Origin of the sequence: Shinella sp. (assembly GCF_035998705.1) — a bacterium.
Lineage (GTDB): Bacteria > Pseudomonadota > Alphaproteobacteria > Rhizobiales > Rhizobiaceae > Shinella.
This window is the reverse complement of sequence record NZ_DASYHH010000031.1, coordinates 1-20,948: the sequence shown is the minus strand read 5'-3', so window position 1 is coordinate 20,948 and position 20,948 is coordinate 1. Positions and strand designations below refer to the sequence as shown.

At 63.0% G+C, this 20,948-nt stretch carries 15 protein-coding genes; 14 read left to right on the top strand and 1 reads right to left on the bottom strand.

Going from position 1 to position 20,948, the window contains the following annotated elements; translation table 11 throughout:
• Positions 1 to 134 precede the first annotated feature (134 nt).
• The 14 genes from VGN93_RS28030 (at position 135) to clpB (ending at position 18,464) form a co-directional block, all read left to right on the top strand.
• Positions 135 to 905, top strand: coding sequence for a DeoR/GlpR family DNA-binding transcription regulator (locus VGN93_RS28030; protein WP_327510214.1), 771 nt, complete (start codon positions 135 to 137; stop codon positions 903 to 905).
• Between the two features lie 103 nt (positions 906 to 1,008).
• Positions 1,009 to 2,526 carry a glycerol-3-phosphate dehydrogenase gene (glpD, locus tag VGN93_RS28025; protein ID WP_327510213.1) on the top strand — a complete coding sequence of 506 codons (1,518 nt, stop codon included), beginning with the start codon at positions 1,009 to 1,011 and terminating at the stop codon, positions 2,524 to 2,526.
• Between the two features lie 39 nt (positions 2,527 to 2,565).
• Positions 2,566 to 3,648, top strand: coding sequence for an ABC transporter ATP-binding protein (locus tag VGN93_RS28020; protein ID WP_327510212.1), 1,083 nt, complete (start codon positions 2,566 to 2,568; stop codon positions 3,646 to 3,648).
• Between the two features lie 10 nt (positions 3,649 to 3,658).
• A complete protein-coding gene (locus VGN93_RS28015; RefSeq protein WP_327510211.1) occupies positions 3,659 to 4,729 on the top strand; it encodes an ABC transporter ATP-binding protein in 1,071 nt (356 codons plus the stop codon).
• 2 nt (positions 4,730 to 4,731) lie between these two features.
• Positions 4,732 to 5,598: a sugar ABC transporter permease gene (locus VGN93_RS28010; protein ID WP_319324703.1), complete on the top strand. Its 867-nt coding sequence runs from the start codon at positions 4,732 to 4,734 to the stop codon at positions 5,596 to 5,598.
• 11 nt (positions 5,599 to 5,609) lie between these two features.
• On the top strand, positions 5,610 to 6,491 hold the full coding sequence (locus VGN93_RS28005) for a carbohydrate ABC transporter permease (protein ID WP_327510210.1): 882 nt from the start codon (positions 5,610 to 5,612) through the stop codon (positions 6,489 to 6,491).
• Between the two features lies 1 nt (position 6,492).
• Positions 6,493 to 6,915, top strand: a complete 423-nt coding sequence (locus VGN93_RS28000) for a DUF2160 domain-containing protein (RefSeq protein ID WP_319324700.1) — start codon at positions 6,493 to 6,495, stop codon at positions 6,913 to 6,915.
• A 78-nt stretch (positions 6,916 to 6,993) separates the two neighbouring features.
• Positions 6,994 to 8,715, top strand: coding sequence for an ABC transporter substrate-binding protein (locus tag VGN93_RS27995; protein ID WP_319324698.1), 1,722 nt, complete (start codon positions 6,994 to 6,996; stop codon positions 8,713 to 8,715).
• Between the two features lie 268 nt (positions 8,716 to 8,983).
• Positions 8,984 to 10,258 carry an aspartate kinase gene (locus tag VGN93_RS27990; protein WP_319324696.1) on the top strand — a complete coding sequence of 425 codons (1,275 nt, stop codon included), beginning with the start codon at positions 8,984 to 8,986 and terminating at the stop codon, positions 10,256 to 10,258.
• 86 nt (positions 10,259 to 10,344) lie between these two features.
• A complete protein-coding gene (gene ptsP, locus VGN93_RS27985) occupies positions 10,345 to 12,612 on the top strand; it encodes a phosphoenolpyruvate--protein phosphotransferase (RefSeq protein WP_319324695.1) in 2,268 nt (755 codons plus the stop codon).
• Between the two features lie 20 nt (positions 12,613 to 12,632).
• Positions 12,633 to 13,715 carry a peptide chain release factor 1 gene (gene prfA / locus VGN93_RS27980; protein ID WP_327510209.1) on the top strand — a complete coding sequence of 361 codons (1,083 nt, stop codon included), beginning with the start codon at positions 12,633 to 12,635 and terminating at the stop codon, positions 13,713 to 13,715.
• A complete protein-coding gene (gene prmC, locus VGN93_RS27975) occupies positions 13,712 to 14,584 on the top strand; it encodes a peptide chain release factor N(5)-glutamine methyltransferase (RefSeq protein WP_327510208.1) in 873 nt (290 codons plus the stop codon). Before prfA ends, prmC begins: the two co-directional genes overlap by 4 nt.
• 330 nt (positions 14,585 to 14,914) lie before the next feature.
• Positions 14,915 to 15,604: a DUF4167 domain-containing protein gene (locus VGN93_RS27970; RefSeq protein ID WP_327510207.1), complete on the top strand. Its 690-nt coding sequence runs from the start codon at positions 14,915 to 14,917 to the stop codon at positions 15,602 to 15,604.
• Between the two features lie 253 nt (positions 15,605 to 15,857).
• A complete protein-coding gene (gene clpB, locus VGN93_RS27965) occupies positions 15,858 to 18,464 on the top strand; it encodes an ATP-dependent chaperone ClpB (protein WP_327510206.1) in 2,607 nt (868 codons plus the stop codon).
• A gap of 57 nt (positions 18,465 to 18,521) precedes the next feature.
• Here the strand turns inward: clpB and VGN93_RS27960 are convergent, their stop codons facing one another.
• Positions 18,522 to 20,480, bottom strand: coding sequence for a M23 family metallopeptidase (locus tag VGN93_RS27960; RefSeq protein ID WP_327510205.1), 1,959 nt, complete (start codon positions 20,478 to 20,480; stop codon positions 18,522 to 18,524).
• Positions 20,481 to 20,948: the final 468 nt, after the last annotated feature.

Below are 20,948 nucleotides of genomic sequence, written 5' to 3'. Positions count from 1 at the left end.
CCTCCGCTATTCGCCGCTCAACCGTTTGCCAGTATCACAAAAATAAGGGCATGCTCCAAGAAGGCGGAACGGATCAATTGATGTGCTTTCGTTTTTGCATATTATGAAAACAAACGAAAGCAAGGGAGGGGCTCATGTTTCTGACGGGGCGCCAGACGGAAATTCTGGATCTCGCAAAAACCCAGGGCCGGGTGCTGGTGGAGGATCTCGCGGCGCGATTCTCCGTCACGCCGCAGACCATCCGCAAGGATCTGAACGATCTGTGCGACAGCAAGGCCTTGACGCGCATCCATGGCGGCGCGTTGTTTCCGAGCGGCAACGAGAATGTCAGATACGAGGCGCGCCGCTCGATTGCAGCCCCCGAAAAGCAGGCGATCGGCCGCGCCGCCGCTGCCATGATCCCCGACAATTCCTCGCTCTTCATCAATATCGGCACGACGACGGAGGCCGTCGGCGAGGCGCTGCTCGAACACAAAGAGCTGATGGTCATCACCAATAACATCAATGTTGCCAATCGTTTGCGGGTATACCCCTCGATCGAGGTGGTGATTGCCGGCGGCGTCGTGCGCGGCGCGGATGGCGGTATCGTCGGCGAGGCGGCGGTCGATTTCATCCGGCAGTTCAAGGTCGACTATGCGGTGATCGGCGTCTCGGCGATCGACGAGGACGGCGCGCTGCTCGACTTCGATTATCGCGAGGTGAAGGTGGCGCAGGCGATCATGGCCAATTCTCGCCACGTCATTCTGGTTTCGGATTCGACGAAATTCGAAAGGACCGCGCCGGTGCGCATAGGCCACCTCTCGCAGGTCCACACCTTCATTACCGACATCTGTCCTTTCGAGGGCATTCGCGGCATTTGCCAGGAGCATGACGTGCGGCTGATCGAGACGTCCACGCCGGGCTGATGCCGCCTGAACGCATTCGTTTGACATTCGGAATGTTTTCGTTTTAACTCCACTGGCTTTCGCAACTGCGCAAAATTTGTGCGATGCGAAATGGGAGGGGACTTTGGACGGCGACGTGATCCGCGATATTTTCGTCATCGGTGGCGGCATCAACGGCTGCGGTATCGCGCGCGATGCGGCGGGCCGTGGATATTCGGTCGTGCTTGCCGAGATGAAGGACTTTGCCTCCGGCACGTCCTCGGCTTCCACCAAGCTCATTCATGGCGGCCTGCGCTATCTCGAACATTACGAATTCCGGCTGGTGCGCGAGGCGCTGATGGAGCGCGAAGTGCTCTGGGCGATGGCGCCGCACGTCATCTGGCCGATGCGTTTCGTGCTGCCCTTCCAGACGGGCGGGCCGCGCCCGGCCTGGCTCATCCGCCTCGGCCTGTTCCTCTACGACTATATCGGTGGCCGCAAGCTGCTGCCGGCGACCCGCACCCTGGACCTTGCGAAGGATCCGGCCGGCGGCCCGCTCAAGAAGCTGTTTCGCAAGGCCTTCGAATATTCCGACGGCTGGGTGGACGATGCGCGCCTCGTCGTGCTCAACGCCCGCGACGCCGCCAACCGTGGCGCGGATATCCGCACCGGCACCAAGGTCGTCACCGCGCGCCGCGAAAACGGCCACTGGAACGTCGAGACGGAGAATGTCGACACCGGTGCGCGTGAGGTTTTTCGCGCCCGCATGCTGGTCAACGCGGCAGGGCCGTGGGTCGACAAGGTGCTCGCCTCGTCCTTCGGCCGCAACGACGTGCACAATGTCCGTCTCGTGCAGGGCAGTCACATCGTCGTGAAGAAGAAATTCGCCGATCCGCGCGCCTACTTCTTCCAGAACCCGGACGGGCGTATCATCTTCGCCATTCCCTACCAGGAAGAATTCACGCTGATCGGCACGACCGACCGCGACTATCAGGGCGATCCCCGAGATGTTCGCATCAGCGACGCGGAAATCGGCTATCTTTGCCAATCGGCCAGCGAATATTTTTCCGAGCCGGTGACGCGTGACGATATCGTCTGGACCTATTCCGGCGTGCGCCCGCTTTTCGACGACGGCGCCAGCAAGGCGCAGGAAGCGACGCGCGATTACGTGCTGAAGGTCGAGGGGGGCGATGGCGTGGCGCCGCTGCTCAACATTTTCGGCGGCAAGCTCACAACCTACCGGCGTCTGGCCGAATCGGCGCTGGAGAAGATCGGGGAAGCGATCGGCGTGAAGGGTGACCGCTGGACGGCGCAATCGCGGCTGCCGGGCGGAGACTTCAAGGTCGACGGTTTCGATGCCGAGGTGAAGGCGCTTTCATCGCGCTTTGCCTTTCTGGCCAGCGTGCACGCGCAGCGCCTGGTCCGGCTTTATGGCACGCGCGCCGCAGCCATGCTGGACGGCGCGAAGACGATCGACGATCTTGGACGGCATTTCGGCAGCGACCTCTACGAACGCGAAGTGCGCTGGCTGATGAAGGAAGAATGGGCCCGGCATGCCGAGGACGTGCTGTGGCGGCGGACCAAACGAGGATTGCATCTGACAGTCGACGAAACGGCTGCGCTGGAAGACTATATGACGGCCGCGGAGGCGGTGCCGAACTAGCGCCTGATCCGGTGGCTGGGAGGAACGACGGAGATAGGAATGCTTGAACTCAGAAACATCGCGAAGGTGTCGGGGGCGGAGACGCATATCCACCCGACGAACCTCGTGCTCGAGCGCGGCTCGCTCAACGTGCTGCTCGGGCCGACTTTGTCCGGCAAGACCTCGCTGATGCGGCTGATGGCCGGCCTCGACAAGCCGACCGCCGGCTCCGTCTGGTTCGACGGCAAGGACGTGACGGGCGTGCGCGTGCAGGATCGCGGCGTCGCCATGGTCTACCAGCAGTTCATCAACTACCCGGCGCTGACCGTCTACGAGAACATCGCCTCGCCGATGCGCATCAAGGGCGCGGACAAGGCGACGATCGATCGCGAAGTGAGGAAGGCCGCCGAGCTCCTGAAGCTGACGCCCTATCTCGACCGTACGCCGCTCAATCTCTCCGGCGGTCAGCAGCAGCGCACGGCGCTTGCGCGCGCCATCGTCAAGAATGCCCGCCTCGTGCTGCTCGACGAACCGCTCGCCAACCTCGACTACAAGCTGCGCGAGGAATTGCGGCTGGAACTGCCGAAGATCTTTGCCGCTTCGGGCGCGATCTTCGTCTATGCGACGACGGAACCCTCCGAAGCCCTGCTTCTCGGCGGCAACACCGCGACCCTGTCGCAGGGCAGCATTACGCAATTCGGCCGCACGATCGATGTCTATCGCCGGCCGCGTGACCTCGTCACGGCCCGTACCTTCGCCGATCCGCCGCTGAACACGATGCAGGTGCTGAAGAATGGCGGCAGTTTCGAGGTTGGCGGCAAGCCGGTGCTTCCGGTGCCGGCGCATCTGGCCGGGTTGCCTGACGGTCCCTGCACCATCGCCTTCCATCCGCACCACCTGTCGCTTTCCAGCCAGAACCCGGCATCGGCGAGCCTTCAGGTGCGCACCGCCATCTCGGAAATCGCCGGTTCGGAGAGTTTTATCTACATCCAGTTCGAGGGTAGTCACTGGGTCATGCTCTCGCCGGGCATCCACGACATCGAGCCAGACGCGATCGTCATCGTCCATGTCGACACGCGCCACCTGATGGCCTTCGGCACCGACGGCAGGGCGATCGCCGAACCGGCGGCCGCGGCGGCCTGAGGAGGAAACCATGGCACGCATCACCCTCGACCACATCCGCCACGCCTACGGCGAAAAGCCGAAATCGGAGGCGGACTACTCGCTGAAGGAAGTCCACCACGAGTGGAACGACGGCGGCGCCTATGCGCTGCTCGGCCCCTCCGGCTGCGGCAAGACCACGCTGCTCAACATCATTTCCGGCCTGCTGCAGCCGTCCGAAGGCCGCATCCTGTTCGACGGCAATGACGTGACGAACCTGTCGACCCAGCAGCGCAACATCGCGCAGGTCTTCCAGTTTCCGGTGATCTACGACACGATGACGGTCTACGACAACCTAGCCTTCCCGCTGCGCAACCGCGGCGTGGCAGAGCCGGAAGTCGACCGCCGCGTGCGCGAGATCCTCGAGATGATCGACCTCTCGGATTGGGCGAAGAAGACGGCGCGCGGTTTGACCGCCGATCAGAAGCAGAAGATTTCGCTTGGCCGCGGTCTTGTGCGCAACGACGTCAACGCCATCCTGTTCGACGAGCCGCTGACCGTTATCGATCCGCATATGAAATGGGTGCTGCGCTCGCAGCTCAAGAAGCTGCACCGCCAGTTCGGCTTCACCATGGTCTATGTCACGCATGACCAGACGGAGGCGCTGACCTTCGCCGACAAGGTCGTCGTCATGTATGACGGCCAGATCGTGCAGATCGGCACGCCGGCGGAGCTTTTCGAGAAGCCGAGCCACACCTTCGTCGGCTATTTCATCGGCTCGCCGGGCATGAACGTGCTGCCGGCCTCGATCGACGGCAGCAGCGTCAGGATCGGCCAGGAGACGCTGACGCTCGGCTACAAGCCGCAGATCGCCGTCGGTGCCAAGACCGAGCTCGGCATCCGTCCGGAATTCATCACGCTTTCGCGTGACGGTATGCCGGTCTCGATCAGCAAGGTCGAGGATATCGGCCGCCAGAAGATCGTGCGCGCCGAATTTGCCGGCAAGCCGATCGCGATCGTCGTGCCGGAAGACGGAGAGATCCCGGCCGATCCGCGCGTGACCTTCGATCCGGCCGCCATCAACATCTACGCCGATAGCTGGCGTATCGGCAGGGAGGGCTGACGATGAACAAGACCTGGAACAACAAGGCCTGGTTCATGGTCCTGCCCGTCCTGCTGCTCGTCGCCTTTTCGGCGGTGATCCCGCTGATGACGGTGGTGAACTATTCGGTCCAGGACACCTTTGGAAACAACCAGTTCTTCTGGAACGGCGTCGGCTGGTTTTCCGACGTGCTGGAATCCGATCGTTTCTGGCAGGCGCTCGGGCGCAACCTGCTGTTCTCCGGCATCATCCTGGCGATCGAGATTCCGCTCGGCATCCTGATCGCGCTCAACATGCCGAAGAAGGGGCTCGGCGTGCCGGTCTGCCTCGTGCTGATGGCGCTGCCGCTGCTCATTCCGTGGAACGTGGTCGGCACGATCTGGCAGGTTTTCGGTCGCGTCGATATCGGCCTGCTCGGCCGCACGCTCGATGCGCTCGGCATCAGCTACAACTACGTCAACAACGTCTTCGACGCCTGGCTGACGCTGATCGTCATGGATGTCTGGCACTGGACGAGCCTGGTCGTGCTGCTCTGCTATGCCGGCCTCGTCTCGATCCCGGAGGCCTACTACCAGGCGGCCAAGATCGACGGCGCCTCGCGCTGGGCGGTCTTCCGCTACATCCAGCTGCCGAAGATGAAGCGCGTTCTTTTGATCGCCTTCCTGCTGCGCTTCATGGATAGTTTCATGATCTATACCGAGCCCTTCGTCGTCACCGGCGGCGGCCCCGGCAACTCGACGACCTTCCTGTCGATCGACCTCGTCAAGATGGCGATCGGCCAGTTCGACCTTGGCCCGGCCGCGGCAATGTCCATCATCTACTTCCTGATCATCCTCCTGCTGTCATGGATCTTCTACACGGTCATGACCAGCAGCGACGAACAGGCGTGAGGGAGGAAACCATGACCTCACAGGCAACCACCGCAAACCCGATCCAGACCGGCACGGCGGCCCGCACCGGCGTCAAGGCCGGCGCCAGTAGCAAGCGCAGCCTCTCCTGGCTGGTGCCGACGCTCTACATCGTCTTCCTGATGCTGCCGATCTACTGGCTCGTCAACATGAGCTTCAAGACGAATGCGGAGATCACCGGCGCTTTCTCGCTCTGGCCGGTCAATCCGACGCTTCGCAACTACACGGTGATCTTCACCGATCCGGCCTGGTATTCCGGCTATATCAACTCGATCATCTATGTGGTGCTGAACACGCTGATCTCGGTTTCCGTGGCGCTGCCGGCGGCCTACGCCTTCTCGCGCTACCGGTTCCTCGGCGACAAGCACCTGTTCTTCTGGCTCTTGACCAACCGCATGGCGCCGCCGGCCGTTTTCGCGCTGCCGTTCTTCCAGCTCTATTCGGCCTTCGGCCTGATCGACACGCATATTGCGGTGGCAATCGCCCACTGCCTGTTCAACGTGCCGCTCGCCGTCTGGATCCTTGAAGGCTTCATGTCCGGTGTGCCGAAGGAGATCGACGAGACCGCTTATATCGACGGTTACTCGTTCCCGAAATTCTTCGCCAAGATCTTCGTGCCGCTGATCGCGTCCGGCATCGGCGTCGCCGCCTTCTTCTGCTTCATGTTCTCCTGGGTCGAACTCCTGATCGCCCGCACGTTGACGACAACGGATGCCAAGCCGATCGCCGCGACGATGACGCGCACGGTGTCTGCTTCGGGCATGGACTGGGGCGTGCTGGCGGCGGCCGGTGTGCTGACCATCATTCCCGGCGCGCTCGTCATCTACTTTGTCCGCAATTACATCGCCAAGGGCTTTGCCCTGGGGAGGGTCTGATATGGCCGCTGCCGTCATAAACCGCAACAATCGCTGGCCCGTGGCGCTGGTCGCCGTGCTCGTCCTCTATGTCGTCATCGCCGGCGCGCTGTTCATGGGGCTTCCGGTCAAGGACGGCGAGCGCGACTTCTTCGCGCCGCTGATCGCTGGCGGGTGGATGGCCTGGTCGTTTCCGACCGCCATGTTCTTCCTGACGATCTTCACGCTGATCGCGCTGATGGGCGTCTGGGAATATGCCCGCCCGGGCGGCAATCCGCGGGTCGGCATCCTGCGCTTCGAGACGACGCGCGGCGACCGGCTGTTCGTGTCGCTGCTCGGCTCCGCATTCATCAATCTCGCATGGTTGGGCCTTGTCGGTTCCAATCTGTGGTGGGCTCTTGCCTTGTCCGTGGTCTACGCCATCGGCGTTTTCCGCTTCGTCTAGGCAATCGGGAAGGGAGGCCCCGGGGAGAATTATGGGGCCTTCTCGCATGCAATCGCAAAACCCTAAGGGAGGATCAATATGCGAAAGCAACTTCTGACGACGACGGCAGTCATGCTGCTGGCGTTCACCGGCTCCGCCTTCGCGGACATGGACGCTGCCAAGAAGTTCCTGGACGCGGAAATCGGCGATTTGTCCTCGCTCGACCGCGCTGGCCAGGAAGCGGAAATGCAGTGGTTCATCGACGCCGCCAAGCCGTTCGCCGGCATGGAAATCAAGGTCGTCTCCGAAACGATCACCACGCATGAATACGAATCGAAGGTTCTTGCGCCGGCCTTCACCGCGATCACCGGCATCAAGATCACCCACGACCTGATCGGCGAGGGCGACGTCGTCGAAAAGCTGCAGACCCAGATGCAGTCGGGCGAAAACGTCTATGACGCCTATGTCAACGATTCGGACCTGATCGGCACGCATTGGCGCTACCAGCAGGCCCGTTCGCTCACCAAGTGGATGGCCAACGAAGGCAAGGACGTCACCAACCCGAACCTCGACCTCAACGACTTCATCGGCCTGAAGTTCACCACTGCTCCGGACGGCGACCTCTACCAGCTGCCCGACCAGCAGTTCGCGAACCTCTACTGGTTCCGCTACGATTGGTTCAACGACGCGAAGAACCAGGCGGACTTCAAGGCGAAGTACGGCTACGACCTCGGCGTTCCGGTCAACTGGTCGGCTTACGAGGACATCGCCGAGTTCTTCACCGGCCGCGAGATCGACGGCAAGAAGGTCTATGGCCACATGGACTACGGCAAGAAGGACCCGTCGCTCGGCTGGCGCTTCACCGACGCCTGGCTCTCGATGGCCGGCAACGGCGACAAGGGCCTGCCAAACGGTCTGCCGGTCGACGAATGGGGCATCAAGGTCGATGAGAACTCGCGTCCGGTCGGCTCGTGCGTCGCGCGCGGCGGCGACACCAACGGCCCGGCTTCCGTCTACGCCATCCAGAAGTATCTCGACTGGTTGAAGGCCTATGCACCGGCCTCCGCCCAGGGCATGACCTTCTCGGAATCCGGCCCGGTTCCGTCGCAGGGTGAAGTCGCCCAGCAGATGTTCACCTATACGGCGTTCACCGCCGACTTCGTGAAGGACGGTCTGCCGGTCGTGAACGCGGACGGTACGCCGAAGTGGCGTTTCGCGCCGTCGCCTCACGGCGTCTACTGGAAGGACGGCATGAAGCTCGGCTACCAGGACGTGGGTTCCTGGACGCTCTTGAAGTCCACGCCGGACGACCGCGCCAAGGCCGCATGGCTCTATGCGCAGTTCGTCGTCTCCAAGACGGTTGACGTCAAGAAGAGCCATACCGGCCTGACGCTCATCCGCGAATCCTCGATCGCCCATCCGTCCTTCACGGAACGCGCACCGAAGCTTGGTGGTCTGATCGAGTTCTACCGTTCGCCGGCCCGCGTGCAGTGGTCGCCGACCGGTACGAACATCCCGGACTATCCGAAGCTGGCCCAGCTGTGGTGGCAGGCGATCGGCGATGCGTCGTCGGGTGCCAAGACGGCGCAGGAAGCGATGGATTCGCTCTGCGCCGAGCAGGAAAAGGTGCTGGAACGCCTCGAGCGCGCCGGCGTCCAGGGCGATATCGGTCCGAAGCTCGCCGAAGAGCACGATCTTGAATACTGGAACAAGGATGCCGTCGAAAAGGGCAACCTCGCGCCGCAGCTCAAGATCGAAAACGAAAAGGAAAAGCCGCTGACCGTCAACTATGACGAACTCGTCAAGAGCTGGCAGAAGTAAGGTGACATGACCGCGGGCGCCGCCCCGCCCGCGGTTCCTCGCCGCGAAGTTCCGGACGCAAACGCTCAAGCGATTCTGCCGGAACCGCGTGTCATGATCCGATCCCTTGCCCGCGTGCCGACAGGTGCGCGGGTCTTTTTACGCGCACCGCCGCCACCGGAACCGTTTGCCGGATTCCATGCATTGCGCAGCGCGGGGTCTTCCGCTAAGAGACCCCGCGGTTTCTCCCGCGCGCTCGCGCGTATATATGGAATAGCGGTACACACTCATGGCACGCATCGTGATGAAATTCGGCGGAACGTCCGTCGCTGACCTCGACCGTATCCACAATGTGGCCCGTCATGTGAAACGCGAGGTCGATGCCGGCCACGAAGTCGCCGTCGTCGTTTCCGCCATGTCCGGCAAGACGAACGAACTCGTCGGCTGGGTGCAGGGCATGCCGAAGGTGACGGGCGCCAACTCGCCCTTCTACGACGCGCGCGAATATGACGCGATCGTCGCTTCCGGCGAACTGGTGACGGCCGGTCTTCTCGCCATCGCGCTCCAGTCGATGGGTATAGATGCCCGCTCCTGGCAGGGCTGGCAGATCCCGATCAAGACCGACAACGCGCATGGCGCCGCCCGCATCCTCGACATCGAGGGCTCGGAAATGATCCGCCGCATGGGCGAGGGCCAGGTGGCCGTCGTCGCCGGCTTCCAGGGCCTCGGCCCGGACAACCGCGTGGCCACACTCGGCCGCGGTGGCTCGGATACCTCTGCCGTCGCCATCGCCGCGGCCGTCAAGGCGGACCGCTGCGATATCTATACCGACGTCGATGGCGTCTACACGACCGACCCGCGCATCGAGCCGAAGGCCCGGCGTCTCAAGAAGATCGCCTTCGAGGAAATGCTCGAAATGGCGTCTCTCGGCGCCAAGGTTCTGCAGGTGCGCTCGGTCGAGCTTGCCATGGTGCACAAGGTACGCACCTTTGTGCGCTCGTCTTTCGTGGATCCCGATGCGCCGGGCATGGGCGATCTTCTGAACCCGCCCGGTACGCTGATTTGTGATGAGGAAGAGATCGTGGAACAGGAAGTCGTAACAGGCATCGCCTATGCCAAGGATGAAGCGCAGATTTCGCTCCGCCGCGTCGCCGACCGGCCGGGCGTTTCCGCCGCGATCTTCGGCCCGCTTGCCGAATCGCATATCAATGTCGACATGATCGTCCAGAACATTTCCGAGGACGGCTCGAAGACCGACATGACCTTCACGGTGCCGTTCGGCGACGTCGAGAAGGCGCTGAAGGTTCTCGAAGGCGCCAAGGATCAGGTCGGCTTCGACGTCATCCAGCACGAGACGGGCCTGGTAAAGGTCTCCGTCATCGGCATCGGCATGCGCAGCCACGCGGGTGTTGCGGCCTCCGCCTTCCGGGCGCTCGCCGACAAGGGCATCAACATCAAGGCGATCACGACCTCCGAGATCAAGATTTCCATCCTGATCGACGGTGTCTATGCCGAACTCGCGGTTCGGACTTTGCATTCCGTCTACGGTCTCGATAAGAAGTAAGGACCGGCCGACTCGGCGCCGATCTTATGATCGCCGGCGTAGCCAAGCGCCGGCGAGGTAACGTCATTTTCGGGAGACGCCACGCGATGAGAGATCTCTCCGCTGGTCCGCGCGTTCTTCTCAAGCGGCTGCGCGAGTTGATGGCGGAGCCGCTCGAGCCACAGGAGCGCCTTGACCAGATCGTGCGCCAGATCGCGCAGAACATGGTCGCGGAGGTATGCTCGGTCTATGTGCTGCGCTCCGACGGCGTGCTCGAACTCTACGCGACCGAAGGTCTCAATCCCGGTGCCGTCCACCTTGCCCAGCTCAAGATGGGCCAGGGCCTTGTCGGCACCATCGCCGCCTCCGCGCGGCCGCTGAACCTTTCCGATGCGCAATCCCATCCGGCTTTCACCTATCTGCCGGAAACGGGTGAGGAGATCTACCACTCCTTCCTCGGCGTTCCTATCTTGCGAACCGGCAGGGCGCTCGGCGTGCTTGTCGTGCAGAACAAGGCGAGCCGCACCTACCGCGAAGACGAGGTGGAGGCGCTCGAAACGACGGCGATGGTGATTGCGGAAATGGTGGCGACCGGGGAGCTGAAGAAGCTCACCAAGCCCGGCCTCGAACTCGACCTATCCCGACCCGTCTCGATCGAGGGTTCGAGTTTCGGCGAGGGCATCGGCCTCGGCTATGTCGTGCTGCACGAGCCGCGCATCGTCGTCACCAACCTGCTCAACGAGGATTCCGAACACGAACTCGGCCGGCTTGCCGAGGCGCTCGGGTCGCTGCGCATCTCGATCGACGATATGCTGTCGCGTCGTGAAATCTCGATGGAGGGCGAGCACCGCGAGGTGCTGGAAACCTACCGGATGTTCGCGCATGACCGCGGCTGGGTGAGAAAACTTGAAGAGGCGATCCGCAATGGCCTGACGGCCGAAGCGGCCGTCGAGCGGGTGCAGAGCGAGACAAAGGCGCGCATGATCCGCCTGACGGATCCCTATCTGCGCGAGCGCATGCACGATTTCGACGATCTGGCGAACCGGTTGCTGCGGCAATTGACCGGCTATGGCGCAAAACTCTCGGCCAGCTCGTTCCCGAACGATGCGATCGTCGTCGCCCGCGCCATGGGGGCGGCCGAACTGCTCGATTATCCGCGCGAGAACGTGCGCGGCCTCGTGCTCGAGGACGGTGCCGTCACCAGCCATGTGGTGATCGTGGCCCGCGCCATGGGCATCTCGGTGGTCGGCCAGGCCGCGGGTGCCGTGGCACTTGCGGAAAACGGCGATCCGATCATCGTCGACGGCGACGATGCGCGCGTGCATCTGCGTCCGCTGCCCGATCTCCAGCGCTCCTATGAGGAGAAGGTCCGCTTCCGCGCCCGCCGACAGGAGCAGTACCGGGCGCTGCGTGCCGTCGAACCGGTCACCAAGGACGGCCGCCATATCAATCTGCAGATGAATGCGGGCCTGCTTGTCGACCTGCCGCATCTCAATGAATCCGGTGCCTCCGGCATCGGCCTGTTCCGCACCGAACTCCAGTTCATGATCGCCTCGACCATGCCGAAGGCGGAGGAGCAGGAGGCGTTCTATCGCAACGTGCTGAAGCAGGCCGGCGGACGCCCGGTGACCTTCCGCACGCTCGATATCGGTGGCGACAAGGTCGTACCGTATTTTCGCGCGGCGGAGGAGGAGAACCCGGCGCTTGGCTGGCGCGCCATCCGCCTTTCGCTCGACCGGCCGGGCCTGCTGCGCACCCAGCTTCGCGCCATGCTGCGCGCGGCGGCCGGGGCCGACCTTCGGCTGATGCTGCCGATGGTGACCGAGGTTTCGGAGCTGAAGGAAGTTCGCGACCTTCTCCAGAAAGAAATCCAGCGGCAGTCGAAGATCGGCGAACAGCTTCCGAAGAAGCTGCAATTCGGCGCGATGCTGGAAGTGCCGGCGCTGCTCTGGCAGCTCGACGAGCTGATGGCCGAGGTCGATTTCGTCTCGGTCGGCTCGAACGACCTGTTCCAGTTCGCCATGGCGGTCGACCGCGGCAATGCCCGCGTTTCCGATCGTTTCGACACGCTCGGCCGCCCGTTCCTGCGCATCCTGCGCGATATCGTGCGCGCCGGGATCCGCAACGATACGCTGGTGACACTGTGCGGCGAGATGGCGAGCAAGCCGATCTCCGCCATGGCGCTGCTTGGCATAGGCTTCCGCTCCGTCTCGATGTCGCCGGCGGCGATCGGCCCGGTGAAGTCGATGTTGCTCTCGCTCGATGCGGAAAAACTCGAGGCGCTGCTGACGCCGGCGCTCGACGATACGAAGCCCTCGGCCTCGATCCGCCAGATCCTTACCGACTTTGCGGCCGAAAACGGCGTTCCGCTTTGACATTGACTGGAGTTTGAACGGTGGCGAAGCTTCCCGTTGAAAAGATGCGCGAACTCGAACGCCGTTTCGGCGAGATCGAGGCCCGCATGTCGGCGGGGCCGGATTCGGAGACTTATGTGCGTCTCGCCTCGGAATATTCCGAGCTTCAGCCGGTCGTGACGAAGATCCGCGAATACCAGAAGGTCAGCGGCGAGATCGCCGACCTCGAGGTGCTGCTCAACGACAAGGCGACCGACCGGGAGATGCGCGATCTCGCGGAGATGGAACTACCGGAGTTGAAGGAACGGATCGAAGGTCTGGAGAAGGAGATGCAGATCCTGCTTCTCCCGAAGGACGCGGCTGACGAGAAGAGCGCGATCCTCGAAATCCGCGCCGGCACGGGCGGCTCGGAAGCAGCACTTTTTGCCGGCGACCTGTTTCGCATGTACGAGCGTTACGCCGCCGCCAATAACTGGAAGGTTGAGGTGCTCTCTTCCAGCGAGGGCGAGGCGGGCGGCTTCAAGGAAATCATCGCGACCATCACCGGGCGCGGCGTGTTCGCCAAGCTAAAGTTCGAATCCGGCGTGCACCGTGTCCAGCGCGTTCCGGAAACCGAGGCGGGCGGCCGCATCCACACGTCCGCGGCGACAGTTGCCGTGCTGCCGGAAGCGGAAGAGATCGACATCGAGGTTCGCCAGGAAGACATCCGCATCGATACGATGCGCTCGTCGGGTGCTGGTGGCCAGCACGTCAACACGACGGATTCGGCGGTGCGCATCACGCATCTTCCAACCGGCCTCGTCGTGACGAGTTCGGAAAAGTCGCAGCACCAGAACAGGGCGAAGGCCATGCAGGTGCTGCGCTCGCGGCTCTACGACATGGAGCGCCAGCGTGCGGATAGCGAACGCTCCGCCGATCGCAGGAGCCAGGTCGGTTCCGGCGACCGGTCCGAGCGCATCCGCACCTACAATTTCCCGCAGGGCCGCGTGACGGACCACCGCATCAACCTGACGCTCTACAAGCTCGACCGGATGATGATCGGCGAAATCGACGAAGTGGTCGATGCGCTGGTTGCCGATTACCAGGCCGGCCAGCTGGCACAGCTCGGCGACCAGGGCCGATGAGCGGCACCACGCTCGCCGAGGCGCTGGCCGCGGCGCGGCGGCGGTTGTCCGAGACTGGCATTGCGAATGCCGCGCAGGATGCGCGGTTGCTGATCGCGGGCTTGCTCGATCTTTCCTCGACGGCGTTCGTCACGGACGGCACTCGGGTTCTGGACACAGCACAGATGGCGACGATCGATGCGGCGCTAGCACGGCGCGTGGCGCGCGAGCCGGTGCACCGCATTCTTGGTCGCCGGGCCTTTTCGCGGCTTGACCTCGCGCTCTCGCCCGAAACGCTGGAGCCGCGGCCGGATACCGAAGTGCTCGTCGATACGCTCGTGCCCCATGCGACGCGCATGATTGCCGAAACCGGCCGTTGCCGTATCCTGGATCTCGGCACGGGAACGGGCGCGATCTGTCTCGCCTTGCTCGACCTCGTTGCGGGCACCACGGGCGTCGGAACCGATCTTTCGCCGGGTGCCCTTGAAACGGCGCGGCGCAATGCCGATATCAATGGGGTCGCGGACCGCTTCGAGGCGATCGAGAGCGACTGGTTTGCAGCCGTGACCGGGGTCTTTGACATCATCGTGTCAAATCCGCCCTATATCGTCCGCTCCGTGGTCGGAACGCTGGACGACGAGGTCCGGCTCTACGATCCGATCTTGGCGCTGGATGGTGGAGAAGACGGGCTTGATGCCTATCGCGCCATCGCTGCCGGGGTGGGCGAGCATCTTCGCGACAACGGCCTGGTGGCTTACGAAATCGGTTATGACCAGAAGGACCAGGTCACCGCGATCATGCGCGAGAATGGTTTTGCGCGGATCGAGGCGGTCGGGGATTTCGGCGGCAACGACCGCGTTCTCCTTTTCACAAAAGCGGCGGTTGCTTAAATCTCGTTGCGCAAGCGCAGCAATTTCCGCAACCGCAAAGAAAAGGCTTGGAATCGTAAAAGAAGCGGGCTAGGTTGCGGGCACGCACTGGGCAAGAGGTCATGGCACAGAGATTCGTTCCTGCATGATCCGATCTTGAGGGTTTCTCTCTCCGAAGAGTTGCTAGGGTTGAAGACTGCCCCGTGCGGGTACCTGTTAATTTGACGTCTTACAGCGACAGGACCACCCACCGGCGTGGTTTGCCCGCGGGTAAGGATGCTTGATCCGGCGTGTCCCGATCAGGCGTCGGACACATGATCATCAAGACACGATACGTTAGGTGAGTGACATATGAGGCCAGGACAGCAAAACAAGCGCGGCCGCGGGCGTAACAACAACAATAATAACAACAGCAATAACAATAACAACAATAACAACAACAACCACCGCAAGGGTGGCAATCCCCTGACGAGGACCTACGACAGTTCGGGTCCGGACGTGAAGATCAGGGGCACGGCCCAGCATATCGCCGAAAAATACTCGGCGCTGGCCCGGGATTCCCATAGCTCCGGCGACCGTGTCATGGCTGAAAACTATCTTCAGCATGCCGAGCACTACAACCGCATCATTGCCGCCGCTCAGGCGCAGATGCAGGAGCGCTTCCCGCGCGACGAGCGCCCGGACAATGCCGATCGCAACGATTTCAACGACCGGGACGGCTACGACCGTGATCAGGACGAAGTCGATTCGACGGCCGTCGACGAGCCGGCACCCGTTGCCGCAGCACCGGCCTCCGCCCCTGTGGTGGCGGTTCCGGTCGAACAGCCCGTCATCGACGGTTCCGGCCCGCAGCCGGTGATCGAAGGTACGCCGGCCGAAGTTTCGCTTGAAGAGGAATCCGGTGCCCCCGCCGGTCGTGCCCCGGCACGCCGCCGCAGTGCACCGCGCCCGCGCCGTCCGCGCCGTGGCGAAGCAGCCGCTGCCGGTGACGAAGCACAGCCTGAGGGCGAAGGTGCTCCGGCGCTCGAAGCCTCGGAATAACGGCATCTGCCCAGCATCGAAGAACCCGGCCTTGCGCCGGGTTCTTGCGTTTTGGAAGGTCGCCCCGGAAAAATCTCGACAGGCGCTTCCACGCTCCCTTTAATTCGCAAATGCCCTCCACCATATTCCCTTCAAGCGGTTGACCGGTCACAAGGCCGGGGATCCGTACGCATGAAAGGTTCGCCTTGATGGGAGCCTTATCCTAATCGTCGACCGGTGCCTTGAAGGGCCGGCCGAGTACTGGAGGCAGATGATGAATATTGAAAAATACTCCGAGCGCGTCCGCGGATTCTTGCAATCCGCCCAGACGAAGGCGCTGGCCGATGGCCATCCGCAGTTCACCGCAGAACATGTCCTGAAAGTGCTGCTCGATGACGAGCAGGGCATGGCCGCCTCGCTCATCGAACGGGCTGGCGGCAGCGCGCGCGATGCGCGGACCGCCAACGACGCCGCCCTCGCCAAGCAGCCCAAAACCACCGGCGGCAACGGCCAGGTCTACCTTTCGCAGCCGCTCGCCAAGGTCTTCTCGACCGCCGAAGACGCCGCCAAGAAGGCCGGCGACAGCTTCGTCACGGTCGAACGCCTGTTGCTGGCGCTCGCGATCGAAAAATCCGCGGCGACTGCCGATATCCTGGCCAAGGCCGGCGTGACGCCGACCAAGCTCAACCAGGTGATCAACGACATCCGCAAGGGCCGCACCGCCGACACGGCAAGCGCCGAGCAGGGTTTCGATTCGCTGAAAAAATTTGCCCGTGACCTGACGGCCGATGCGCGCGAAGGCCGCCTCGACCCGGTGATCGGCCGCGACGACGAAATCCGCCGCACCATCCAGGTGTTGTCGCGCCGCACGAAGAACAATCCGGTCCTCATCGGTGAACCCGGCGTCGGCAAGACGGCGATCGCCGAAGGCCTCGCGCTGCGCATCGTCAACGGCGACGTGCCGGAAAGCCTGAAAGAGAAGAAGCTGATGGCGCTCGACATGGGCGCGCTGATTGCCGGTGCGAAATATCGCGGTGAATTCGAGGAGCGCCTGAAGGCTGTGCTTGCCGAAGTGCAGGCGGAAGACGGCGAGATCATCCTGTTCATCGACGAGATGCACACGCTGGTCGGTGCCGGCAAGGCGGAAGGGGCGATGGACGCCTCCAACCTGCTGAAGCCCGCGCTCGCCCGCGGCGAATTGCACTGCGTCGGCGCGACCACGCTCGATGAATACCGCAAGCATGTCGAGAAGGACGCTGCCCTTGCCCGCCGGTTCCAGCCCGTCATGGTGGACGAGCCGACGGTCGAGGACACGATCTCGATCCTGCGCGGCCTGAAGGAGAAGTACGAGCAGCACCACAAGGTCCGCATCGCCGATGCCGCCCTCGTTGCCGCCGCGACCCTCTCCAACCGCTACATTTCCGATCGCTTCCTGCCGGACAAGGCGATCGACCTGATGGACGAAGCTGCCTCGCGGCTGCGCATGCAGGTCGATTCCAAGCCGGAAGAGCTCGACGAACTCGATCGCCGCATCATCCAGCTGAAGATCGAGCGCGAAGCCCTGAAAAAGGAAACCGACCGCTCGTCGCAGGATCGGCTCGAAAAGCTCGAACTCGACCTTGCCGCGATCGAGGAAGAGGCCGACGCGCTGACTGCGCGCTGGCAGGCGGAAAAGTCGAAGCTCGGCCGCGCCGCCGACCTGAAGGGCCAACTCGACGAGTTGCGCAACGAACTGGCCATTGCCCAGCGCAAGGGCGAGTTCCAGCGCGCCGGCGAGCTTGCCTATGGCATCATTCCGAAGCTCGAAAAGGAGCTGGAGGACGCCGAAGGCCGCGATGCCGGCGATGTCGATCCGATGGTGCAGGAGGTCGTGACCGCCGACAACATCGCCCATATCGTCTCCCGCTGGACCGGCATTCCGGTCGACAAGATGCTGGAAGGCGAACGCGACAAGCTGTTGCGCATGGAAGATGATCTCGCCAAGTGGGTCGTCGGCCAGGGTGACGCCGTGCAGGCGGTTTCCCGCGCCGTGCGCCGTGCACGTGCCGGCCTTCAGGATCCGAACCGGCCGATCGGCTCGTTCATCTTCTTAGGCCCCACCGGCGTCGGCAAGACGGAGCTCACCAAGGCGCTCGCCCGCTTCCTCTTCGACGACGAGACGGCGATCCAGCGCATGGACATGTCGGAATATATGGAGAAACACTCCGTCGCCCGGCTGATCGGTGCGCCTCCGGGCTATGTCGGTTATGAGGAAGGTGGTGCCTTGACCGAAGCCGTCCGCCGCCGGCCCTACCAGGTCGTGCTGTTCGACGAAATCGAAAAGGCGCATCCGGATGTCTTCAATGTGCTCCTGCAGGTCCTCGACGACGGCCGCCTGACCGATGGCCAGGGTCGCACCGTCGATTTCCGCAACACGATGATCATCATGACCTCGAATCTCGGCGCCGAATATCTCACTGCGCTCGGCGAGAACGAGGACAGTGATACGGTGCGCGACCAGGTGATGGATGTCGTGAAGATGGCGTTCCGGCCGGAATTCCTGAACCGCGTCGACGAGATCATCCTGTTCCACCGCCTCAAGCGGACGGAAATGGGCGCGATCGTCGCCATCCAGCTGGAGCGGCTGCGCAAGCTGCTGGTCGACCGCAAGATCGTTCTCGATCTCGACGAGGAGGCCGTGCACTGGCTGGCGGAAAAGGGTTACGACCCGGTTTATGGCGCGCGTCCGCTGAAGCGGGCGATTCAGAAGCACCTGCAGGATCCGCTGGCGGAGAAAATCCTCTCCGGCGATATCCCTGACGGCGTGACCGTCAAGGTGACCGCCGGCTCCGACCGGCTGCTCTTCTCGCCACGCGGTGCGACGGTGAGCAAGGCCGCCTGAGGCGCATCATCGGTCTTGGAAAAAACGAAGCGCGGGTCTCGGCCCGCGCTTTTTCGTTCAGTGGGTTTCCGCCACTTCCGTCGGGTCGTCGCCGCGGCCGAGCAGGTCGTCGATGCGCTTGCGCTCGACCTCGAACTGGGCAAGCGCCTTGCCCTCCAGCGACTTGCCGCCGGGCAGGCGGATTTTCAGCGCATCCACCTTGTTGCCGTTGACGATCAGTTCGTAATGCAGGTGCGGGCCGGTCGAAAGGCCGGTCGTGCCGACGAAGCCGATCACCTGGCCCTGGCGCACTTTCACGCCCGGTTTGATGCCCTTGGCGATCGCGCTCTGGTGGTTGTAGGACGAGACATAGCCATTGGCATGGCGGATCAGTGTCTGGTTGCCGTAGCCGCCGGAATCCCAGCCGGCCTTTTCGACCGTGCCGTTGCCGGCCGCGATGATCGGCGTGCCGCGCGGTGCCGCCCAGTCGACGCCGGTATGCATGCGCGAAAAACCGAGGATCGGATGGCGCCGCATGCCGAAGCCGGAGCGGAAGGTGCCGTTCGGCACGGGATTGCGCAGCAGGAACTGCCGGATGCTCTTGCCGTCCTGGTCGTAATAATCGACCGCGCCGTCTTCCGAATTCTGGAAGCGGTAGACGCGGGTCTCCGTGTCGCCGAACTTGGCGTCGAGGAAGAGGATTTCGGAGTCCTCCGTCGCCGTGCCCTTCTCGTCGGTGACGGAGAAGAAGGCTTCGAGCGAATCCGTCGGGCGCAACTGCGCCTGGAAATCGACATTGCTGGCGAGGATGCGGATGACTTCCGTCGTCATGTCCTTGCCCATGCCGTAGGATAGGGCGGCGCGATAGATACCGTCATAGACGCGTGGCAGGTCGCGCCCGGCAATGATCGCCGGCCGGCCGTCGTCGTCGAAGGCAGTCGCCACCGCATCGAGCACCGGCGGTTCCGCGCCGCTGACGAAGCGGCCGCTATCGTCGAGCGCTGCGGTCGTCACATGGCGACCGCGCGAATAGACGCTGGCACGCACGATGCTCGCTTCCTTGCCCTTTTGCGAAATGCAGATGCGCAGCACGTCGCCCTCGGCCAGTTCCCGGCTGCCGAGCTGGCTTTCGAGATAGGCGGAAAGGTCGTCGCCCTGCGCCTTGGTGTAGCCGGCCGCCGTCATGATCTGATCGATCTCGGCTGTGCGGCGCACGGGGATCACGTCGTCGGCATATTCGGTATCGTCGGGGGTTATCGTATCGAAGTTCGACACGCTCATGTTTTCCTCGACGACGCGGGCGGTCAGCCCCTGCAACAGATCGAGGTCGGTGCCTTCCGAGGCGAAGCGCTGCGGGTCGACATAGGAGAGGGAGGCGACCTGCGAACTGCCGTCCGTCAGCACGGAACCGTTGGTGCGCACATTCTCCTCGACTTCCTCGATCGACATCTGGTCGGCATAGTCGAGCGCCGAGCCGCCGGTCGGGAAGGCATCGGTTTGCAGCGCCACTTCGGATTCGACGTCCGAGCCATAGATCGTGCCCATGCGCGAGGCGGGCGCGGCATCGCGGCCATTGGTGGAGAAGATTGCGAGCGGGTCGAAGCGCGGATAGTCCTCGCTCGTCGCGTGGTTTGCCGCGAGCGCCATCTTCACATGGGCGAAGGGCTGGCGGCGCACGACTTCCTTCTCGCCGTCATGGATCATGGTGGAGATTTCCATGATCTTCTTGTCGGCGGGTTTGGCGACGATCGCCGTCTCCACGACCCGTTCGCCACGTTTTGCCGTTTCGCCGGTCTTGCTTGTCTGGTTCGGCGTGCCGAGAGCCGCGAAGGCTTCCGCCGGAATGGCGAGCTGTTGGCGGCCGTCGAGGGCGGCAAAGAGGGCGACACCCATGAGGATGGAAGAGGTGATGCCGGTCAGGAAGGTGCCGGAGAGCCAGCGCAGGGAAATTTCGCGACGGTCGGGCGCCTTGCGTCCGTCGGCGAGGATCGGCGGTTCGTTGCCGAGAGATCGGATCATGTTCCGGTCAGTGGTCATGCCGATTGCGCTTCGCCCTGTGTCGTTTGTTATGCTTTTCAGCGCGCGACCATGCACGCGGGAGGGCATGCGAGTCAAATCACGCGGGTTCTTAACGATCCTTAAGACGTGCGGATTGTGAAAATCTGAGGGCAGGCGCTGTCGTTTGCGGGTCGTTGAGGGCAAAAGCCCTGAAAATCCGGGGGAAACGAAAGGGCGGCGCGCCTTTCCGAAGAAATTTTCAAAAAAATGTCACATGCCCTGTTGACGTATTCGTATGGGTGGGCTTATAACCCGCTCATCGAACGAGAGCGGCGGCGCTTCTGGCGGCCGACGAACTCGCTCTAGGGTTTCCTGACGGAGCTGGTGAGAATTGAGCCTGATTTGGTTCGGGTGGTTTTCGCAGTTTCGGATGAGATTGGGACGGTTTTTCCGTCGGTTTTTTGACAATTGAAGAGAGAAGAAAGAGAAACGTGGTCGGCGGGTCCG

Coding starts and splice junctions, on each gene's coding strand:
- VGN93_RS28030 (WP_327510214.1), top strand. CDS start 135: ATGTTTCTGACGGGGCGCCAGACGGAAATTCTGGATCTCGCAAAAACC.
- VGN93_RS28020 (WP_327510212.1), top strand. CDS start 2,566: ATGCTTGAACTCAGAAACATCGCGAAGGTGTCGGGGGCGGAGACGCAT.
- VGN93_RS28015 (WP_327510211.1), top strand. CDS start 3,659: ATGGCACGCATCACCCTCGACCACATCCGCCACGCCTACGGCGAAAAG.
- VGN93_RS28010 (WP_319324703.1), top strand. CDS start 4,732: ATGAACAAGACCTGGAACAACAAGGCCTGGTTCATGGTCCTGCCCGTC.
- VGN93_RS28005 (WP_327510210.1), top strand. CDS start 5,610: ATGACCTCACAGGCAACCACCGCAAACCCGATCCAGACCGGCACGGCG.
- VGN93_RS28000 (WP_319324700.1), top strand. CDS start 6,493: ATGGCCGCTGCCGTCATAAACCGCAACAATCGCTGGCCCGTGGCGCTG.
- VGN93_RS27995 (WP_319324698.1), top strand. CDS start 6,994: ATGCGAAAGCAACTTCTGACGACGACGGCAGTCATGCTGCTGGCGTTC.
- VGN93_RS27990 (WP_319324696.1), top strand. CDS start 8,984: ATGGCACGCATCGTGATGAAATTCGGCGGAACGTCCGTCGCTGACCTC.
- ptsP (WP_319324695.1), top strand. CDS start 10,345: ATGAGAGATCTCTCCGCTGGTCCGCGCGTTCTTCTCAAGCGGCTGCGC.
- prmC (WP_327510208.1), top strand. CDS start 13,712: ATGAGCGGCACCACGCTCGCCGAGGCGCTGGCCGCGGCGCGGCGGCGG.
- VGN93_RS27970 (WP_327510207.1), top strand. CDS start 14,915: ATGAGGCCAGGACAGCAAAACAAGCGCGGCCGCGGGCGTAACAACAAC.
- clpB (WP_327510206.1), top strand. CDS start 15,858: ATGAATATTGAAAAATACTCCGAGCGCGTCCGCGGATTCTTGCAATCC.
- VGN93_RS27960 (WP_327510205.1), bottom strand. CDS start 20,480: ATGACCACTGACCGGAACATGATCCGATCTCTCGGCAACGAACCGCCG.